This is a genomic window from Jiangella alkaliphila, assembly GCF_900105925.1.
GTDB lineage: Bacteria > Actinomycetota > Actinomycetes > Jiangellales > Jiangellaceae > Jiangella > Jiangella alkaliphila.
Genome location: NZ_LT629791.1, coordinates 4395370 through 4413163 on the forward strand (window position 1 = coordinate 4395370; position 17794 = coordinate 4413163).

General features: G+C 73.4%; 18 protein-coding genes. 13 read left to right on the forward strand and 5 right to left on the reverse strand.

Translation table 11 applies throughout. The features are described from left to right. Genes BLV05_RS20020 through BLV05_RS20050 form a run of 7 tightly spaced genes read left to right on the forward strand, consistent with a single transcriptional unit; the run spans window position 1 to window position 5979 of the window. Window positions 1-879, forward strand: coding sequence for an FAD binding domain-containing protein (locus BLV05_RS20020; protein ID WP_046769198.1), 879 nt, complete (start codon window positions 1-3; stop codon window positions 877-879). Beyond that, window positions 876-1376, forward strand: coding sequence for a (2Fe-2S)-binding protein (locus BLV05_RS20025; RefSeq protein WP_046769199.1), 501 nt, complete (start codon window positions 876-878; stop codon window positions 1374-1376). Before BLV05_RS20020 ends, BLV05_RS20025 begins: the two co-directional genes overlap by 4 nt. Then, entirely contained in the window at window positions 1373-3760 is a 2388-nt protein-coding gene (gene cutA / locus BLV05_RS20030; protein ID WP_046769200.1) for an aerobic carbon-monoxide dehydrogenase large subunit, read from the forward strand. Before BLV05_RS20025 ends, cutA begins: the two co-directional genes overlap by 4 nt. Continuing rightward, window positions 3760-4404, forward strand: coding sequence for an SRPBCC family protein (locus BLV05_RS20035; protein ID WP_046769201.1), 645 nt, complete (start codon window positions 3760-3762; stop codon window positions 4402-4404). Before cutA ends, BLV05_RS20035 begins: the two co-directional genes overlap by 1 nt. Window positions 4405-4418: 14 nt before the next feature. Continuing rightward, entirely contained in the window at window positions 4419-4676 is a 258-nt protein-coding gene (locus BLV05_RS20040) for a type II toxin-antitoxin system Phd/YefM family antitoxin (RefSeq protein WP_046769202.1), read from the forward strand. Beyond that, window positions 4673-5059, forward strand: coding sequence for a type II toxin-antitoxin system VapC family toxin (locus tag BLV05_RS20045; protein ID WP_046769203.1), 387 nt, complete (start codon window positions 4673-4675; stop codon window positions 5057-5059). The genes BLV05_RS20040 and BLV05_RS20045 overlap by 4 nt, the downstream gene beginning before the upstream one ends. A 20-nt stretch (window positions 5060-5079) precedes the next feature. Further along, complete coding sequence (locus BLV05_RS20050) at window positions 5080-5979, forward strand: carbon-nitrogen hydrolase family protein (protein ID WP_046769204.1); 900 nt, start codon at window positions 5080-5082, stop codon at window positions 5977-5979. Between the two features lie 4 nt (window positions 5980-5983). Here the strand turns inward: BLV05_RS20050 and BLV05_RS20055 are convergent, their stop codons facing one another. Continuing rightward, entirely contained in the window at window positions 5984-6859 is an 876-nt protein-coding gene (locus BLV05_RS20055; RefSeq protein ID WP_052762529.1) for an LLM class flavin-dependent oxidoreductase, read from the reverse strand. Between the two features lie 88 nt (window positions 6860-6947). On the opposite strand from BLV05_RS20055, the gene BLV05_RS20060 reads away from it, so the two are divergent. Next, window positions 6948-7286 (forward strand): winged helix-turn-helix transcriptional regulator, encoded by a 339-nt coding sequence (locus BLV05_RS20060; RefSeq protein WP_046769206.1) that lies wholly within the window; start codon window positions 6948-6950, stop codon window positions 7284-7286. A gap of 8 nt (window positions 7287-7294) precedes the next feature. On the opposite strand, the gene BLV05_RS20065 is transcribed toward BLV05_RS20060, so the two are convergent. After that, the gene (locus tag BLV05_RS20065; RefSeq protein WP_046769207.1) at window positions 7295-8488 is read right to left on the reverse strand and encodes an MFS transporter; all 1194 of its coding nucleotides are present in this window, start codon (window positions 8486-8488) and stop codon (window positions 7295-7297) included. Between the two features lie 66 nt (window positions 8489-8554). Here BLV05_RS20065 and BLV05_RS20070 point away from each other — a divergent pair, with 66 nt between their 5' ends. The 3 genes from BLV05_RS20070 to BLV05_RS20080 are packed head-to-tail and all read left to right on the forward strand — an operon-like array spanning window position 8555 to window position 13535. After that, window positions 8555-9616, forward strand: a complete 1062-nt coding sequence (locus BLV05_RS20070) for an ArsR/SmtB family transcription factor (RefSeq protein WP_052762530.1) — start codon at window positions 8555-8557, stop codon at window positions 9614-9616. Continuing rightward, window positions 9607-11670 (forward strand): hydantoinase/oxoprolinase family protein, encoded by a 2064-nt coding sequence (locus BLV05_RS20075; RefSeq protein WP_046769208.1) that lies wholly within the window; start codon window positions 9607-9609, stop codon window positions 11668-11670. The genes BLV05_RS20070 and BLV05_RS20075 overlap by 10 nt, the downstream gene beginning before the upstream one ends. Continuing rightward, window positions 11667-13535 carry a hydantoinase B/oxoprolinase family protein gene (locus BLV05_RS20080; protein ID WP_046769209.1) on the forward strand — a complete coding sequence of 623 codons (1869 nt, stop codon included), beginning with the start codon at window positions 11667-11669 and terminating at the stop codon, window positions 13533-13535. The genes BLV05_RS20075 and BLV05_RS20080 overlap by 4 nt, the downstream gene beginning before the upstream one ends. A gap of 209 nt (window positions 13536-13744) precedes the next feature. On the opposite strand, the gene BLV05_RS37760 is transcribed toward BLV05_RS20080, so the two are convergent. Next, window positions 13745-13942 (reverse strand): hypothetical protein, encoded by a 198-nt coding sequence (locus BLV05_RS37760; RefSeq protein ID WP_231948897.1) that lies wholly within the window; start codon window positions 13940-13942, stop codon window positions 13745-13747. Here BLV05_RS37760 and BLV05_RS20085 point away from each other — a divergent pair. Beyond that, complete coding sequence (locus BLV05_RS20085) at window positions 13890-14663, forward strand: MHYT domain-containing protein (RefSeq protein WP_231948864.1); 774 nt, start codon at window positions 13890-13892, stop codon at window positions 14661-14663. The two genes, BLV05_RS37760 and BLV05_RS20085, sit on opposite strands and share 53 nt — an antisense overlap. Here BLV05_RS20085 and BLV05_RS20090 read toward each other — a convergent pair. Then, a complete protein-coding gene (locus BLV05_RS20090) occupies window positions 14627-15361 on the reverse strand; it encodes a carbonic anhydrase (RefSeq protein ID WP_046769210.1) in 735 nt (244 codons plus the stop codon). The two genes, BLV05_RS20085 and BLV05_RS20090, sit on opposite strands and share 37 nt — an antisense overlap. Window positions 15362-15384: 23 nt before the next feature. On the opposite strand from BLV05_RS20090, the gene BLV05_RS20095 reads away from it, so the two are divergent. Further along, window positions 15385-16563 (forward strand): CaiB/BaiF CoA transferase family protein, encoded by a 1179-nt coding sequence (locus BLV05_RS20095; RefSeq protein WP_046769211.1) that lies wholly within the window; start codon window positions 15385-15387, stop codon window positions 16561-16563. 85 nt (window positions 16564-16648) lie between these two features. Here BLV05_RS20095 and BLV05_RS20100 read toward each other — a convergent pair whose 3' ends face one another. Then, window positions 16649-17752 carry a M48 family metalloprotease gene (locus BLV05_RS20100; protein WP_046769212.1) on the reverse strand — a complete coding sequence of 368 codons (1104 nt, stop codon included), beginning with the start codon at window positions 17750-17752 and terminating at the stop codon, window positions 16649-16651. Window positions 17753-17794 lie beyond the last annotated feature (42 nt).

Sequence of the window (17794 nt, forward strand, 5' to 3'; positions counted from 1 at the left end):
GTGAAGCCAGCGGGGTTCACCTACCACCGGCCGGCCACCGTCGACGACGCCGTCGCGGTGCTCGCCGAGGTGAGTCCTGCCGGCAAGGTGCTGGCCGGTGGGCAGAGCCTCGTCCCGCTGCTGAACATGCGGCTGGCCGTGCCCGAGCACCTGGTCGACATCAACCGGCTGTCCGACCTCGCCTACGTCCGGGTCGGCGGCGACGGCGTCACCGTCGGCGCGCTGGCCCGGCATGCCGACGTCGAGCGCGACGACGCCGCGTACGCCGTCCTGCCGCTGCTGCGCGACACCTTGGGGTACGTCGCGCACCCGACGATCCGCAACCGCGGCACGACGGTCGGCAGCATCGCGCACGCCGACCCGGCCGGTGAGCTGACCGCGGTGCTGGCGCTGCTGGAGGGGACCGTGACGCTGCGGTCGGCCCGCGGCGAGCGCACCGTCACAGCCGCCGACTTCTTCACCGGACCCTTGTCCACCTGCGCCGATGCCGGCGAGTTGGTCACCTCCGTGACGTTCCCGGTGCCGGAGGGCCGCACCGGGGCCGTCTGGACGGAAGTGGCGCGCCGGCACGGCGACTACGCCGTCTGCGGAACCGGAGTGGTGGTGACACTCGACGACGACCTACGGGTCGCCGGTGCCAGAGCGGCGTACGTCTCGGCCGGCCCGGAGCCGGTCGTGCTCGATCTCACCGAGGCGGTCGCCGGTCGCGCGTTCGACGACGCGGACTGGCCGGCGGCCGGGCGGCTGGCGGCGAGCCGGCTGGACCCCGACGACGACATCCACGCGGCGGCTGCCTACCGCACCCACCTGGCCGGGGTGCTGACCACCCGGGCGCTGCGTGAGGCGGCCGGCCGGGCGAGCGTGGCGGCGGCGGCATGAGCTCGGCCGAGGAGTTGTACGAGGTCAGCCTGGTCGTCAACGGCGTGCCGCGGTCGGCTACGGTGCCGGCGCGGCGGCTGCTGTCGGACTTCCTGCGCCACGACCTCGAGCTGACCGGTACCCACGTCGGCTGCGAGCACGGCGTCTGCGGCGCCTGCACGGTGCTGGTCGACGGCCGCCCGATCCGGTCCTGCCTGCAGTTCGCCGTCACCGTCGACGGCGCCGAGGTCACCACCGTCGAGGGCTGCACCCGCCCCGACGGCGAACTGGGCCACGTCCAGCAGGCGTTCCGCGACTGCCACGGCCTGCAGTGCGGCTTCTGCACGCCCGGCTTCGTCACCACGATCACCGCCTACCTGGACGAGAACCCGGCGCCGACGGCGGAGCAGGCGCGCGAGGCGATCGCCGGCAACCTGTGCCGCTGCACCGGCTACCAGAACATCGTCGCGTCCGTGCTGCGCGCCGCCGAGCTGCGGGCGGGGGAGGCGAGCCGATGACGACCAGGTCGTTCGGCGAGCCGATCGCGCGGCTGGAGGACCCGCGGCTGCTCACCGGGCAGGGCCGGTTCCTCGACGACATCGGCCACCACGCGCTGGCCGCGGCGTTCGTCCGCAGCCCGCACGCGCACGCCCGCATCACCGGCATCGACGTCACCGACGTGGTCGGCGTGGAGGGCCTGGTCGCGATCTTCACGCACGAGGACCTCGACGGCCGGGCCGGCGAGCCGCTGCCGCTGCTCATCCCGCACGAGACGCTGACGCACGGCCGCACGGGCTACGCGCTGGCCAAGGACGAGGTGAACCACGTCGGCGAGCCGATCGTCATGGTCGTCGCCACCGACCGGTACGTCGCCGAGGACGTCTGCGCCCGCATCGTCGTGACGTACGACTTCCTGCCCCCGGTCGTCGGCATCGAGGCCGCCCGTGACGGCGAGCTGCTGGTGCACGACGACGTCCCGGGCAACGTCTCGGCCCGCATGGTGCAGTCCCGCGGCGACGCCGCGGCCGCCATCGACGCCGCGCCGCACGTCCTCGAGCTGGACCTCGACATCGAGCGCAGCGCATCCACCCCGCTGGAGGGCAAGGGCGTGCACGCCCGGTGGGACGCCGACGACGCCAGCCTGCGCGTCTACACGTCCACCCAGGCGTCGACGTCGGTGCGCGCGGCGCTGGCCGCGCGGCTGGAGCTGCCGCCTGACCGCGTCGAGGTCATCGCCCCCGACGTCGGCGGCGGGTTCGGCGTGAAGATCGTGCACCCGTGGCCGGAGGAGGTCATGGTGCCGTGGGCGGCGATCAGGCTCGGCCGCGAGGTCAAGTGGACCGAGGACCGCCGCGAGCACTTCGTCGGCGCCACCCACGAGCGCGGGCAGCTGCAGCACGTCAGGGTCGGCTTCGACGACGACGGCATCCTGCTCGGCCTCGACGTCACCGTCTGGCACGACAACGGCGCCTACACGCCGTACGGCATCATCGTCCCGATCATCACGACGACGCAGCTGCTCGGGCCGTACAAGCCGGGCGCCTACCGTGCGGAGTTCTTCAGCCTCTACACCAACACCGTCAGCGTGACGCCGTACCGCGGCGCCGGCCGGCCGCAGGGCTGCTTCGCGATGGAGCGGACGATGGACGCCATCGCCGCGTACCTCGGGCTGGACCGGACGGTGGTGCGCGAGCGCAACTTCATCCGGCCCGACGAGATGCCCTACGACCACGGCCTGATCTTCCAGGACGGCCGGCCGCTGATCTACGACTCCGGCGACTACCCGGCGACGCTGGACAAGCTGAAGAAGCTGGTCGGCTGGGACGAGTTCGAGGCGTTCCGGGCCGACGCGCGGGCGGCCGGGCGGCGCGTCGGCATCGGCATGGCCTGCTACGTCGAGGGCACCGGCGTCGGCCCGTACGAGGGCGGCTGGGTGAAGGTCGAGACCGACGGGTCGATCGTCGCGGCCACCGGGCTGACCACCCAGGGCCAGGGCCACAAGACGGTGTTCGCGCAGGTCGTGGCCTCGGAGCTGGGGGTGCCGGTCGAACGGGTCTCCGTGACGACGGGGGACACCCGGCGGTTCGGCTACGCCGTCGGCACGTTCGCGTCGCGGGCCGCCGTCATGAGCGGCAACGCGCTCGCGTCGGCCGCGCGGAAGGTGCGCGACAAGGCGCTGCGGATCGCCGGTGAGGCGCTGGAGGCCGACCCGCGCGACCTCGAGATCGTCGACGGCGTGGTGCGCGTGATCGGGTCGCCGGGCGGTGCGCCGGGTGCGTCGATCCCGCTCGCCACCGTCGCCGTCCTGGCCAACCCGCTGCGGTACGCGTTCGACCGCGAGGCCGAGCGGGCGACCCAGTTCGGCGGCCCGGTCGACTTCTCCAAACCGCCGGTCGCCGAGGGCGAGTCGCCCGGCCTGGAGGACACCGGGTTCTACTCGCCGCCGCGCTCGACGTTCGCCAACGGCATGCACGCGGCCGTCGTCGAGACCGACCCGGAGACCGCCGAGATCACCATCCTGCGCTACTGCGTCGTCCACGACTGCGGCACGCTGATCAACCCGCGCCTCGTCGAGGGCCAGATCCACGGCGGCGTCGCCCAGGGCGTCGGGGGAGCGCTATACGAGCGGATGGTCTACGACGACGCCGGCCAGCTGCTGAACGCGTCGTTCATGGACTTCCTCATGCCGTACTCGACCGAGGTGCCGGTCATCGAGACCGACCACCTGGAGACGCCGTCGCCGCTGAACCCGCTCGGCATCAAGGGGGCGGGCGAGGCCGGCGTGATCCCCGGCTCGGCCGTGCTGGCGTCGGCGATCTCCGACGCCGAGGGGTTCGCGATCACGCGGATGCCGATCTCGCCGTCGGACCTGTTCTCTCTCCGTCTGGCTCAGGAGTCGTGATGAAGGTTTCGGGAACCGCCGTTCTGCACGCCGCGCGTGCCGACGTGTGGAAGGCGCTGAACGACCCCGCCGTCCTGGTACGGACGATCCCCGGCTGCTCGCGGCTGGAGGAGGCCGGCCCGGACCAGTACCGCATGACGGTGTCCGCCGGCGTCGGCTCGATCAAGGGCAGCTACGCCGGCGACGTGCGCCTGCACTCGCAGGAGGAGCCGGCCTCGTTCGTCATGACGGCGTCCGGTGCGGGCGCGCCGGGCACCGTGAGCGCCGACGTCCGGGTGACGCTGCACGACGCCGGCGACGGGTCGACCCGGCTGGACTACGACGCCGACGCCATCGTCGGCGGCATGATCGGCGGTGTCGGGCAGCGCATGCTCGCCGGGGTCGCGAAGAAGACGGCGGGCGAGTTCTTCGCCGCGGTGGACGACGTGCTGACGGGGGTCGCCGCAGCCCCGGTGGCGGTCCCTGCGTCCGTCGCGCCGGACGGGGCCGTCGCCGCCGGTGTACCAGGCGTGTACGAGCCCCCGCCGCGCCCCGCCGTCGCGCCGGCCGACTTCACCCGCGGCATCCTGGTCGGCGCCGCGGTCGCGTTGGCGGGCGTCGCCCTCGGCGGCTGGCTGTCCGGTCGACGAACTAAGCTAACTTAGCTAAGCTTTATATCATGGGTGAACCAGCAGCAGCGCAGTTCAACATCCACGAGGCGAAGACCCAGCTGTCGCGGATCATCGAGCGGGTCGAACGCGGCGAGCAGGTCGTCATCAGCCGGGCCGGCGTCCCCGTGGCCAAGGTCGTACCGTTCCCGGTCAAGGCACGGCGGCGGCAGCGGGGTTCGCTCGCCGGCAAGGTCACCCTGTCCGCCGACTGGGACTCCGGCGACGTCAATGGCACCATCGCCGACGACTTCGGGATGCGGCCATGACGACACGTGCGCGGCTCCTGCTCGACACTCACGTCGTCCTGTGGTGGCTGATGGATGACGCCGAGCTGTCGGATGAGCTGAAGGAGACCATCGACGAGGAGTTGGAGGTCTTCGTCAGCTCTGCCACCGTCTGGGAGCTCGCGATCAAACAGGGCCTGGGCAAGCTGTCCGCGCAGGTCGACCTCGCCGAGGAAGTCCTGCGCAGCGACCTGCAGCAGTTGCCCATCACGTTCGAGCACGCGATCGATGCCGGACGGCTGCCCCTGCACCATCGCGACCCCTTCGACCGCATGTTGGTCGCGCAGGCAAGGGTCGAACAGCTGACGCTGGTCACGCGTGATTCGGCGATGAACGATTATGACGTCCGGGTCGCAAAGGCCTAGGCGACCGAGGAGGTGCCGGTATGCGGGCGTTCAACGCGGCCGCGGTCCAGGTGCGGCCGCTGGCCGAGCCGCTGACCACGCAGAGCATCAAGGCGAACGTCGAGCACGCGCTCGACTACGTCGAACGGTGCGCGGGCGACACCGGCGCGGAGCTGATCGTGCTGCCCGAGTCGGTGACCACCGGGTTCACCCCGGCGATGCCGGCCGAGGAGCTGTGGGACCTCGTCACCGACGTGCCGGGGGGCCTGGCCGAGCCGTTCCAGGAGACCGCCCGCCGGCTCGGCGTCCACCTGACGTGGGGGACGTACGAGCGCGGCGCCGAGCGCGGCGTCGTCCACAACTCGGCCGTGCTGGCCGGGCCGGACGGCGAGATCGCCGGCGTCTACCGCAAGACGCACCCGTTCTGCACCGAGCTGGCGTCGCGCGGCGGCTGGGTCACGCCCGGCGACGACGTGTGTGTCGTCGACACCGCGCTCGGGAAGATCGGCATGATCATCTGCTTCGACGGCGACTATCCGGAGCTGTCGCGCATCACCGCCGTCCGCGGCGCGGAGGTGATCCTGCGCCCGTCCGCCCTGCTGCGCTCGGCCGACCTGTGGGAGCTGACGAACCGGGCCCGCGCCTACGACAACCACGTGTTCGTGGTCGGCGCCAACGCGACGGGGACCGACCCGGCCGGCGTGCTCTACTTCGGCAACTCGATGATCGTCACCCCGATCGCCGAGGTGGTCGCGCGGGCGGCCAGCCACGAGTGCTGGGTCTCCGCCCGGCTGGACCCGGCGACGGCGCTGGGCTCACTCACCCCTGGGTCGAGCATCGGGCAGGGCTTCGACCACCTGGCCGACCGCAACCTCGAGCTGATCCGCCGGCACGTCGACGAGCTCACCCGCCCGGCTGCCAGCCCGTTCCCGCGCGACTGACCCGTCAACGCAGCTTAGGCACCACGTCCAGCGCGAGTCGCTCGAACCGCTCGGTGTCGGCGGGCAGCGGCCAGCCGATGACGAACTCGGTGAAGCCTGCGGCCGCGTACCGATCGACCAGCTCGTCCAGCGTCGCCGGGCCGGTCAGGGCGTCGGTGGTGGCCCAGAACAGCACCGACCGGCGGATCGCCGACGGGTCCCGGCCGGCCGCGGTGGCGAACTCGTCGACCCGGCGGCTCCAGCCCGCGGCGAGGGCGACGTTCTCGTCGAGGCTCGCGTCGGGGCGGCCGTTGGTGTTCCAGACGTCCGCCCGCTCGGCCGCCACTCGCAGCACCGTCGGAGCGTTGCCGCCCACGATGATCGGCGGACGCGGCCGCTGGACGGCGGGCGGGCCGGTGGGCAGGTCGCGGACGGTGTACCAGTCGCCCTCGAACGTGTACGGCCCGCCGTCGCGCCGCAGCACCTCGTCGAGCACCCGGACGTACTCGGGATAGCGGGCGACCCGTTCCTTGACCGTCCACGGCTCGGTGCCGGTGGCGTGGTGATCGGACTCCATGATGCCGGCGCCGATGCCCAGCTCGAGCCGTCCGCCGGACAGCTGGTCGACGGTGAGCGCCTCCTTCGCCAGCACCGCCGGCGGGCGGAGGATCGGGTTGCTCACCAGCGTCCCGATCCGGATGGCCGACGTCGTCAGGGCGGCCGCGGTGGTCATGGTCCAGCCGTCCAGCCAGGGCGGCTCGGTGGCGAAGATGTTGCCGATGTGGTCGGGGAGGAACAGCTGGTCGAAGCCGAGCTCCTCGACCCGGCGGAACCGCTGGAGCAGCGTGGGCGCGTCGGCGTCGGGCAGGATCAGGACGCCGAAACGGCGGGGGTGCGTCATGCCTTCGATCGTCAGCCGACACTTGCGGAAGATCAAGTACTGACTATATTGTCAGGTACCCACTGAAAAGTCAGTAAGGGAGACCGCCGTGGCCCGGAACCGGCCCTACACCTGCGGACTCGACGCCGCCATCGACGTCGTCGGCGGCAAGTGGAAGGCGACCATGCTGTGGACGCTCGAGGACCAGGGGCCGCTGCGCTTCGGTGAGCTGAAGCGGGCCATCCCGGCGGTCACCGAGAAGATGCTCATCCAGCAGCTGCGCGAGCTCGAGGCCGACGGCCTGGTGCACCGCGAGATCTACCACCAGGTGCCGCCGAAGGTGGAGTACTCGCTCACCGACTACGGGCGGACGCTCGAGGTGGCGCTGCGCCCGCTCGGCGACTGGGGGCACGCCAACATGGCCCACATCGAGGCCACCCACGCCTAGAAGGATCCCTAGCCGCGGTCGCCGTCGCGGAAGGCGGCCAGCAGGACCGGCAGGGCGACCAGCAGCGCGACCAGGCGGACGGCGCCGGCCAGCGGGTAGGGCGCCCGCAGACCGAACGCATGCGCCACGACGCCGCTGAGCAGCGCGCCCGCGGGGATCAGCCCCCAGCCGACCAGCCGGTGCACGCTCATCACCCGGCCCAGCAGGTCGGCCGGCACCAGCCGCTGCCGCAGCCCGATGCTGACCAGGTTCCACAGCGTCACGCCGAGCCCGGTGGCCGCCAGCAACGCACCCAGCGCGACGGCGGACCCGGCCAGTCCGATCGCGCCCACTGCGACGGCGTTGACGGCGAGGGCGGTGAGCAGCACGGCCCGGTCGCCGAACCGGCGCAGCAGCCGCGGCCCGACCAGGCCGCCGGCCAGGCTGCCCACCGCGGCGGTCGCCAGCAGCAGGCCGAAACCGCGCACCGACACCCCCAGCTCGGACGTCGCCAGCAGCACCAGCGTCGCGTTGCCGAGCTGGAAGCAGAACGTGTTCACCGCGGCCAGCAGCGTCAACGTCCGCAGCAGCCGGTGCGCGGCCAGCCAGCGCAGCCCGGCCCCGATCTCCGTCCGCAGCGACGACGGCCCCCGCGTCGCCCGGTCCCGGGGCGCGGCCCGCAGCGTCGACAGCAGCGCCGCCGCCACCGTGAGCACGACGGCGTCGGCCCCGAACGGGAGGCCGGCGGCGACGGCGAACAGCAGGCTGCCGACCGGCGGGCCGAGGAACTGCTGCCCGACGACGGCGATGGTCTGCTGGTAGCCGTTGGCCGACGGCAGCCGCTCCGGCCCGACCAGCGAGGGCAGCAGCGCCTGCGCCGCCGTCCCCGCCACCACCTGGCCGGCGCCGAGCCCGAAGGCCAGCGCCGCCAGCCCGGCGACGCCCAGCCGGCCGGACGCCGCCAGCGCCGCCACCACGGCGGCGAGCCCCGCCTGCACCGCCACCCCGCGCCACAGCAGCGCGGCCCGGTCGTGCCGGTCGACCAGCGCGCCGGCCGGCAGCGAGAACAGCAGCCACGGCAGGTACGTCGCAGCGGCGACGGCGGAGACCAGCCGCGGGTCCCGGGTCAGCGTCGCGGCCAGCAGCGGCACGGCCGCCGCGAACACGCCGTCACCGGCCGTGGTCAAAGCGGTGGCGGCGGCGAACCGGCGGTAGCGGGGCATGGCGGCGATGCTCGCCGCCGCGCGCGCCGCGACGGCACGATGTAGCGCTCTGCTACAACTAGGATCATGGCGCTGACCGTCGAGCTGGGGGTGGACGAGCTGGCGGCCACCCGGTTCGCGGTGTCGCCGCTGTCCGAGACGGTGGCCGCGCTGCAGCAGCTGGCCGGGCAGGACCGGCAGCCGGTGCACGCGCGCTGGCTGACCTGGGCCCAGGACGAGCTGGCCCGTGCTCCGCTGGCGCTGCCGCTCACCTGGCCGCTGCTGTTCAGCGGCACCCCCGGCTGGCCGGAGTTCCTGGTCCCGGCGCCGGCCGGGCCGGGCGGCTCGATCGACGACGACCTCGCCGCCCTGCGCCGCACGCCGGCCGAGTCCGTCCGCGCCAACGTGCGCCGCCGATTCGGCGCCGACCCCGCGCCGGCCGCCGTCGCGGACCTCGCGGCCGACCCCGCGGCCGGGCTGCGCGAGCTGGCCGCCGAGCTGCGCGCCGCGCACGACCGCCTGGTCGGGCCGCACTGGCCGCGCATCCGCGCCGTCCTCGAGGCCGACGTCGCGCACCGGGCCCGGCGGCTGGCGCGCGGGGGAGCGGCGGCCCTCTTCGCCGACCTGCACCCCGACCTGAGCTGGCGCGACGGCCGGCTGCGGCTCGGCGGCGACCGGTGGCGCGAGGACTCCGCCGTCGACCGCGGGCCGGGCGGGCTGGTGCTGATGCCGGTGCTGCTCGGGTCGGCGTACGTGCTGATCAAGCGGCGGACGTCGACCCAGACGACGGTGCGGTACCCGGCCCGTGGGGCCGGCGCGCTGTGGAGCGTACGGCTCGGGCGCCCGCCCGCCGGCGCCACCGTCCGCCTGCTCGGGCGGGCGCGGGCCGAGCTGCTGGACGCGCTGCGCTCGCCCGCGTCGACCACCGACCTCGCCCGCGCGCTCGGCGTCACGCCCAGCGCCGTCGGCCAGCACGTGCGGGTGCTGCGCGAGAACGGGCTGGTCACCGGCGAGCGGCACGGCCGGTCCGTCCTCTACCGCACGACGGCGCTAGGGGCGGCCCTGCACGACGTCGGTGCCCGACCGTTGGCACCAGTTGCCGACGCACCGACCACGCGACCGCCGGTTGAATCGTCCGCATGCCCCTGATCCGTATCGGCATCGACACCGGCGGCACGTTCACCGACGTCGTCGCCGTCGACGAGGAGACCGGCCGGCAGGCGAGCACGAAGACGCCGTCGACGCCGGCCGACCCCGCTGAGGGGTTCATGGCCGGCGTGCACAAGATCCTCGGCCTGCTCGGCGCGGACGGAGCCGACGTCGCCGCCGTCGTGCACGGCACCACCGTCGCGACGAACCGGCTGCTGGAGGGGAAGGTCGACCACCTCGGCTTCGTCACGACCGAGGGGTACGCGCACGTGCTGGAGATCGCCCGCCAGTCGGTGCCGGACGGCTACGGCAACAGCTACTTCTGGGTGAAGCCGCCGCGCATCGTCCCCGCCGACCTCGTCCGCACCGTCGGCGGCCGGCTGACCCACGACGGCGGCGAGCTGCGCCCGTTCAGCGAGGACGACGCCGTCGCGGCCGCCCGGTTCTTCCGCGACCGCGGCATCACCACCATCGGCGTCTGCTTCCTGCACTCCTACGCGAACCCGGAGCACGAGCTGCGGATGCGCGACGTCCTCGCGCGCGAGCACCCGGACGCCGTCGTGTCGATCTCGGCGGAGGTGCTGCGGGAGTACCGCGAGTACGAGCGCAGCGTGACGACCTTGGTCGACGCGGCGGTGAAGCCGAGCATCGCCCGCTACGTGCGCACGATCGCCGACCGCCTGGCCGCGCTGCGCGAGCCCGCGCCGCCGTTCTACGTCATGAAGTCCAACGGCGGCGTGCTGTCCGCCGACGAGGTGGTCCGGCAGCCGATCTCGACGGTCCTGTCCGGCCCGGCGGCGGGCGCGCTGGGCGCCGCGGTCGTCGCGCAGGCGGCCGGGTTCGGCAGCGTCCTGACGCTCGACGGCGGCGGCACGTCGACCGACGTCGCGGTGGTCGTCGACGGGCACCCGGCGCTGACGACCGAGGGCACCGTCGGCGCGTACCCGAGCAAGATCCCGATGATCGACGTCGTCACCGTCGGCGCCGGCGGCGGGTCGGTCGCCTGGCTCAGCCCGGAGGGGACGCTGAAGGTCGGGCCCCGATCGGCCGGCGCCGATCCGGGCCCGCTCTGCTACGGCACCGGCGGCACCGAGCCGACCGTCACCGACGCGCACCTGCTGCTCGGGCGCATCCCACCGCACCTGCTCGGCGGTGAGATCCCGCTGGACATCGACGCCGCTCGATCCGGCATCGCCGCGCTGGCGGGGCGGCTCGGGCTGACCGCCGAGCGGTGCGCCGAGGGCATCCTGGAGATCTCCGCGTGGAACCAGGCGAACGCGTTGCGGCAGGTCACCGTCACGCGTGGGCTGGACGTGCGCGACTTCCACCTGGTCAGCTTCGGCGGGTCCGGCTCGCTGCTGGCCTGCCGGCTGGCCGACGTGCTCGGCCTGGCCGGCGTGCTGGTGCCGCCCGACCCCGGCAACCTGTCGGCGTACGGGCTGCTCACCGTCGACGTGCGCAACGACTACGTGCGGACGTCGGTCGCGCGGCACGCGGTGCTCGACCCGGACGCCGTCGGCAAGACGTTCGCCGGCCTCACGGCGGAGGCGGACGCCGCGCTGGAGCGGGAGGGATTCGCGGCGGGGGAGCGGCGGTTCCTGCGCACGGCCGACCTGCGCTACTTCGGCCAGGCCTACGAGGTGCGGGTCGACGTCCCGGACGGGCCGGTCACGGCGGCGCTCGCGGACGACGTCGCCGCCGCCTTCCACGCGGCGCACCGGCGGCTGTACGGCTACGACTTCGCCGGCGACGCGCGGCAGGAGGTCGAGTGGGTGAACCTGCGGGTCACCGGCGTCGGCCCGATCGCGCGCCCGGCGGTGCGGGTGGCGCTGCGCGGCACGGGGGCGACGCCGCGCACGTCCCGCCCGGTCGACTTCGGCGACGGGTGGGCGGACACCCCGGTCTACGACCGCGCCGCGCTGGGCGCCGGCGACACCATCGCGGGGCCGGCCGTCGTCGAGGAGTTCGGCTCCACCGTCCCGGTCCACCCGGGCTTCCGCGCCGTCGTCGACGACCACGCGAACCTGCTGATCACCCGGGAGGTCTCGCGATGAGCGGGAGTGCGGACCCGATCCTGGCCGAGATCGTCGAGGGCTACCTGACGTCGGTCGAGAAGGAGGTCGAGACCGCCATCGGGCGCACGTCGCGCTCGCCGATGATCCGCGACGCGCACGACTACCGGGCTGGCATCCACGACCGGAAGCTGCGCAAGCTGACCGGCCGCTCGTACTCGGCGCTGGTGCACCCGGTGGTGCGCGACTACCCGATCGAGACGATGAAGCCCGGCGACGTGTTCTTCCACAACGACGTGTACCTCTCCGAGGGCGGCATCGGGCACCTGCCGGACCTGTGCGTCACAGCACCCGTCTTCCACGATGGAGAGGTCGTCGCCTTCGTGCAGGCGTTCGGGCACCACGACGACATCGGCGGCACCGTCCCAGGCTCGATGCCGTCGCACGCGACCAGCGTGTTCGAGGAGGGCCTGATGGTCCCGCCGATCAGGCTGTGGGACCAGGGCGTGCCGAACGAGGCGGCGCTGAAGATCATGACCCGCAACTCGCGGATGCCGGAGTCGCTGGCCGCCGACCTCGACGCCGAGTGCGCCGCCTGCCTCATGGGTGCGCGCCGGCTGGCCGAGCTGTTCCAGCGCTACGGCCGGGCCGACGTGGAGGCGTGCTTCGACGCGATCCTGGACAAGACGACGCAGACGTTCCGCCGGGAGATCCTGGCGAAGATCCCGGCCGGCAGCTACGTCTGGGAGGACTACGCCGAGCACGACGGCGTCGACGAGCCGAAGCTGCACACGCAGCGGATCACCCTGACGAAGGTGGACGACGACGGCGGCCGGTTGGTGATCGACTTCACCGGGACCGGGCCGCAGGCGAAGGGCCCGATCAACCACGCGGCCGACTACGCCGACGGCGCGTTCCTGACGAAGTGGCTGGCCCCGATCCTGCGCAACCTGGCCGACTCTCCGGAGCGGATGGCCGAGCTGGAGGTCAACGAGGGCGTCGTGCCGCTGATCGAGCTGCGCTTCCCGCCCCCCGGCACGCTGCTGACGCCGGTGTTCCCGGCGCCGACGAACGCCCGGACGTTCGTGATCCTGCGGCTGCTCGGCGTGCTGGCCGGCGTGCTGGCCAAGGCGGTGGACGGGCGGATGCCTGCGGACCAGGAGACGATCCGGTACACCGGCGTCTACGGCGACGACGTCGACGGGCGGCCGTACCTCATGCGCGAGGTGCTGGGCGGCGGGTCGGGCGGGCGCTATTACGCCGACGGCGAGGACACCATCCACGTCGTGCCCGACTCGCGGAACCTGCCGACGGAGTTCAGCGAGTCGCGCTTCCCGTTCATCGTCGAGCGGCTGGGGCTGGCCGCCGACTCCGGCGGGCCGGGCCGGTACCGCGGCGGGCTCGGCTACGAGAAGCACCTGCGGATGCTCCGCGACGCGCACTTCATGTCGATCGCGGACCGGTCGATCCTGTCCTGCTGGGGGGTGCGGGGCGGGCGGGCGGGCCGGCCGTTCTCGGTGACGATCGACCCGGGCGGCGCGGCGGAGCGCGAGGTGGACGCGCTGGCCGACGCCGAGCCGGTGCTGGCCGGCGAGGTGATCCGCATCCGCACCACCGGCGGCGGTGGCTGGGGCGACCCGCTGGACCGGCCGGTGGACGAGGTGCTGCGCGACGTGCGCTGGCGGAAGGTGACCGTCGACGGTGCGCGTGACGGCTACGGCGTGGTCGTGCACGGGCCGGTCGACGAGCCGGTGGCGGACGAGGCGGCGACGTCCGCGCTGCGGGCCGAGCGACGGGCGGCGCGGACCGGTGACGAGCCGTTCTTCGACCGCGGACCCGGCTACGCGCGGCTGGCCGGCGGCGCCACGTCGGCCCCTGTCGACCACCTGGAGCCGAAGTCTTCCTGAAATCGGGCAATCTATTTCTATTCGGGTATTGACGACAGATGGTGAGATATCACATGCTCCGCATTGTGGCATCCGCGAGATCGCCACAAAGTTGATCACTGAGGTGATCATCAACGTTTGATATTGATCAGTTGGACACACGGGGGGCTTGTGTCTGCCATGAACCATGTCGATCATTTCGCCCATGGTCTGACCACGCCAGCGATCGGTTACGTCTTCATGGTGATGGCGGCCGTGATCGGGTTGATGTGCACCGTCCGGGCCAGAGAGTCGACCGGCGGTACCCGGCGTAACTGGCTGATCACCGGGGCCGCGTCGCTGGCCGCCGGGATCTGGACGCTGCACTTCATCGCAATGCTGGGATTCAGGGTTTCCGGCAGCCCGGTCCGGTACAACGTATCGCTCACCTTGATCAGTTTGATCGTCGCGTTCGTCGTCGTCGGCGGCGGCGTGCTGGCGGTCGGCTACGGTAAAGATCGAAATCGCTCGCTGCTGTTCGGCGGACTGGGCACCGGAATCGGCGTCGCCGCCATGCACTACTCCGGAATGGCCTCGGTGCGCATCGACGGCTCGGTCGGCTACCGGACCGAACTGGTGGTGGCGTCGCTGGCGATCGCCGTCGCGGCCGCGACCGCGGCGCTCTGGCTGGCGTTCACCGTCCGCACGATCTGGGGAGCGGTCGCCGCCGCGCTGGTCATGGGCATCGCCGTCAGCAGCATGCACTACACCGCGATGGCGGCGGTGTCGGCCGAGCTCAACGCGGACACCGCCCCGGTCACCGGCGCGACCGCGACGGAGTTCCTGGTGCCGTTCACGATCGGGCTCGGCGCGCTGCTGCTGGCCGGATTCACGATCATCGCCGTCTCGCCGGTCGAACTCGCCCCGCGCGAGGACGACGATGACGACGAGCCGGCCGAGGAGGAGCGGGAGAACCTGTTCGCACCGCCGCGCCGCCCGGCCCAGCGCCTGCCGGCACCGCCGGAGTCGCCGTCGCTGCCGCCGATGCGGCGCCCGCCGGACTCCACCACCCGGCCGCTGCCGACCCGGCTGCGGCGGGACAGCGATCCGGAGAAGCCCGATCCGCCGGTCGTTCAGAGCTGGCTGACCAGGCCGGACTCGAGGTCGTAGACCGCGGCGACGACGGTCGTGCGGCCGGCGGCGACCGCGTCGTGCACGATCGCCGACGCGCCCGCCAGGGCCGCCGCCGCGCTGCGGGCCTGCGCCTCGACACAGGCGGCGAGGTAGGCGGCGTCGTCGCTGCCGGCCGTCACGCCGCGGACGGCCGGCTCGATCGCCTGGACCAGCGCGGCGATGGAGCCGTCGGGCGCCGGGCCGCCGCGCACGACGTCGACGGTGGCCTGGACGGCGCCGCAGCCGGCGTGCCCGAGCACGACGACCAGCGGCACGGCGACGTGCTCGACGGCGTACTCGACGCTGCCGACGACGGCTTCGTCGAGGACCTCGCCGGCCGAGCGGACGGTGAACAGGTCGCCGAGGCCCTGGTCGAACACCAGCTCCGGTGTGACGCGGGAGTCCGCGCAGCTGAGCACGCAGGCGATCGGGTGCTGCCCGGCGACCAGCGACTCGCGGTACGGCTCGTCCTCGTGCGGGTGCCGCGGCTCGCCGCCGGCGAACCGCTCGTTGCCGGCCGCGAGCGCCGCCCAGACGTCGTCGGCGCTGGTGGGCGCCGCCTCAGGGGTGGGCGACGCGGTCGCCTCGGCGTCGTCCCCGCCGGACGAGCAGCCGGCCAGCCCCGTCGCCGTCAGGCCGAGCAGACCGAGCACTCCGAGAGCGTCGCGCCGGGACAGCCGGCCGCCGTTGATCATGGTCGTCAGCGTAATCTGTGACGATGCCGGACACGCAGGAGTTCGCCGAAGCCGGACCGCTCGCCGGCGTCGTCGTCGTCGACCTCAGCCGGGCGCTGGCCGGGCCGCACGCGGGCATGATGCTCGGCGACCTCGGCGCGCGGGTCATCAAGGTCGAGGCGCCCGGCCACGGCGACGAGTCGCGCACCTGGGGTCCACCGTTCCTCGGCCCCGACGACCAGCCGGTGTCGTCGTACTTCCTGTCCGCCAACCGCAACAAGGAGTCCGTCACCGCCGACCTCAAGTCCGAGGCGGGCAAGGACCTGCTGACCCGCCTGGTCGAGCGGGCCGACGTCCTCGTCGAGAACTTTCGCACCGGCGTCCTCGACCGCCTCGGCTTCTCCGTCGAGCGGCTGCACGAGCTCAACCCGCGCCTCGTCGTGCTGTCCATCACCGGGTTCGGGCCGGACGGTCCCGAGGCGGGCCGGGCCGGCTACGACCAGATCGCCCAGGGCGAGGCCGGCATCATGAGCCTCACCGGCGAGCCGGGCCACCCGACGAAGGTCGGCGTCCCGATCGGCGACCTGCTGGCCGGTATGTACGGCGTGTCCGGCCTGCTCGCGGCGCTGCTCGAGCGCGAGCGCACCGGCCGTGGCCGGGTCGTGCGGGTCTCCCTGCTGTCGGCGCTGGTCGGGGTGCACGCGTTCCAGGGCACCCGGTGGACGGCGGCCGGTGAGGTGCCGCACGCCATCGGCAACCACCACCCGTCCATCGCGCCGTACGGGCTGTTCAACGCCTTGGACGGGGCCTTGCAGGTCGCCGTCGGCAACGACGCGTCCTGGCGTGCGTTCGCCGGGGTGGTCGGCCTCGATCCGGACGAGCCGCGGTTCGCCACCAACCGGCTGCGGGTGCAGCACCGCGACGAGCTGACCGCCGAGATCGAGAAGGCGTTCGCCGCCCACCCGCGCGACCACTGGCTGGCCCGGCTGGACGCCGCGGGCATCGCGAGCGGCAAGGTGCGCAGCCTCGACGAGGTCTACGAGTGGGAGCAGACCCGCTCCCAGGGCCTCCTGGTCGACGTCGAGCACCCGCTCCTCGGCACCGTCGCCCTGCCCGGCCCCGCCGTCCGCTTCGACGACGCGCCGCCCAAGCACCACGCCCCGCCACCGCTGCTCGGCGAGCACGACGAGTCGGTGCGGGCCTGGCTGGCCGACGAGGGCTAGACCCGCAGGGGTGGTGGTTGGCGGTTCACTGGCGCCAGGGCACCACCAAACCGCCAACCATCCAGCAGTCCCGCTCGGCTCGGGCTCAGTGCTCGCGGCCGAGGTCGCGCGACAGCTGCGCCAGCGGCTCCAGCCGGGCGGCCAGCGGCGGGTGCGACGCCATCATCCGGTCGACCAGCCGCGAGAGCCGGTCGGTGCCGGTGTCCTCGCCGTCCTTCGGCAGCGCGACGATCGTCATCGACGACATCGTGCGCAGCCCGCGCAGGTCCTTCGACGGGATGACCGGGCCGTCGGCGTCCAGGGCGGTGAGGGCGGCGGCGAGGGCCGCCGGTTGCCCGGTCAGCTCGGCCGCGCCGCGGTCGGCGGCCAGTTCGCGGTAGCGGCCCAGCCGGGCGATGATCCCCGCGGCCGGGATCGCCAGGATCGCCATCGGCGGCAGCAGCACCACGCCCAGCCCGAGCAGCAGGAGGAACTCGACGGCCCGGACCAGCCCGAGCAGCGGCACGACGGTGAGCGTCAGCAGCGCCAGGCGCCCCGGCGAGTGCTTGCGCGGCGCCGGCATGGGGAAGTCGTCGTCCTCGGTGGCCGGGGTCCATGACCGCCCGCACCAGCGCGCCGCCCGGCACAGCGGGACCTCGACGGCCATCAGCGGCGCCAGGATCGCCATCGGGGCCAGCGCCAGCGACGTCGACAGCGCGAGCGCGACGGTCATGGCGGCGGTGTCGCGGTGGGCGATGTGAGCCAGCTCGTGCGCCAGGACGGCGGCGAGCCGCTCGTCGTCGCTCTGGTCGAGCAGCCCGCGGGTGACGGCGACGGTCGGCTTGCGCCCGGGCAGCCGCAGCGCCAGCGCGTTGGGCCACGTCACGTCGATGACCTTGAGCTTCGGCCGGTCCATCGCGGCCAGCGCGCACAGCCGGTCGACGGCCGCGACGAGGCGGTGGTCGGCGACGGGGTCGGCGGGGGCGATCGGCAGCTTGCGCGGCAGCACCGTCCCACCCTCGATGAGGTAGACGAGGGCGCCGCCGACCAGCGGGGCGAACAGCGCGAGCCACCACGGCCAGCCGAAGGCCCACTGCAGCAGCAGCCCGAGCAGCGTCGCGTACCCGAACGCCAGCAGCAGGACCAGCAGCCAGGTCTCGGCGATGCGGTACGTCAGCCTGGTGTCCGGCGGGAAGCCGGTGCCGGCCATGGGGACCTCCGGGGTCGAACGGGACTGTGACGGCACATCATG

Excerpts from the sequence above, each read along its gene's own strand:
- cutA (WP_046769200.1), top strand. The coding sequence starts at position 1,373 with ATGACGACCAGGTCGTTCGGCGAGCCGATCGCGCGGCTGGAGGACCCG.
- BLV05_RS20100 (WP_046769212.1), bottom strand. The coding sequence starts at position 17,752 with ATGGCCGGCACCGGCTTCCCGCCGGACACCAGGCTGACGTACCGCATC.
- BLV05_RS20070 (WP_052762530.1), top strand. The coding sequence starts at position 8,555 with ATGGCGCTGACCGTCGAGCTGGGGGTGGACGAGCTGGCGGCCACCCGG.
- BLV05_RS20040 (WP_046769202.1), top strand. The coding sequence starts at position 4,419 with ATGGGTGAACCAGCAGCAGCGCAGTTCAACATCCACGAGGCGAAGACC.
- BLV05_RS20095 (WP_046769211.1), top strand. The coding sequence starts at position 15,385 with ATGCCGGACACGCAGGAGTTCGCCGAAGCCGGACCGCTCGCCGGCGTC.
- BLV05_RS20045 (WP_046769203.1), top strand. The coding sequence starts at position 4,673 with ATGACGACACGTGCGCGGCTCCTGCTCGACACTCACGTCGTCCTGTGG.
- BLV05_RS20050 (WP_046769204.1), top strand. The coding sequence starts at position 5,080 with ATGCGGGCGTTCAACGCGGCCGCGGTCCAGGTGCGGCCGCTGGCCGAG.
- BLV05_RS20085 (WP_231948864.1), top strand. The coding sequence starts at position 13,890 with ATGCTGGGATTCAGGGTTTCCGGCAGCCCGGTCCGGTACAACGTATCG.
- BLV05_RS20025 (WP_046769199.1), top strand. The coding sequence starts at position 876 with ATGAGCTCGGCCGAGGAGTTGTACGAGGTCAGCCTGGTCGTCAACGGC.
- BLV05_RS20055 (WP_052762529.1), bottom strand. The coding sequence starts at position 6,859 with ATGACGCACCCCCGCCGTTTCGGCGTCCTGATCCTGCCCGACGCCGAC.
- BLV05_RS20090 (WP_046769210.1), bottom strand. The coding sequence starts at position 15,361 with ATGATCAACGGCGGCCGGCTGTCCCGGCGCGACGCTCTCGGAGTGCTC.
- BLV05_RS20035 (WP_046769201.1), top strand. The coding sequence starts at position 3,760 with ATGAAGGTTTCGGGAACCGCCGTTCTGCACGCCGCGCGTGCCGACGTG.
- BLV05_RS20075 (WP_046769208.1), top strand. The coding sequence starts at position 9,607 with ATGCCCCTGATCCGTATCGGCATCGACACCGGCGGCACGTTCACCGAC.
- BLV05_RS20065 (WP_046769207.1), bottom strand. The coding sequence starts at position 8,488 with ATGCCCCGCTACCGCCGGTTCGCCGCCGCCACCGCTTTGACCACGGCC.
- BLV05_RS20080 (WP_046769209.1), top strand. The coding sequence starts at position 11,667 with ATGAGCGGGAGTGCGGACCCGATCCTGGCCGAGATCGTCGAGGGCTAC.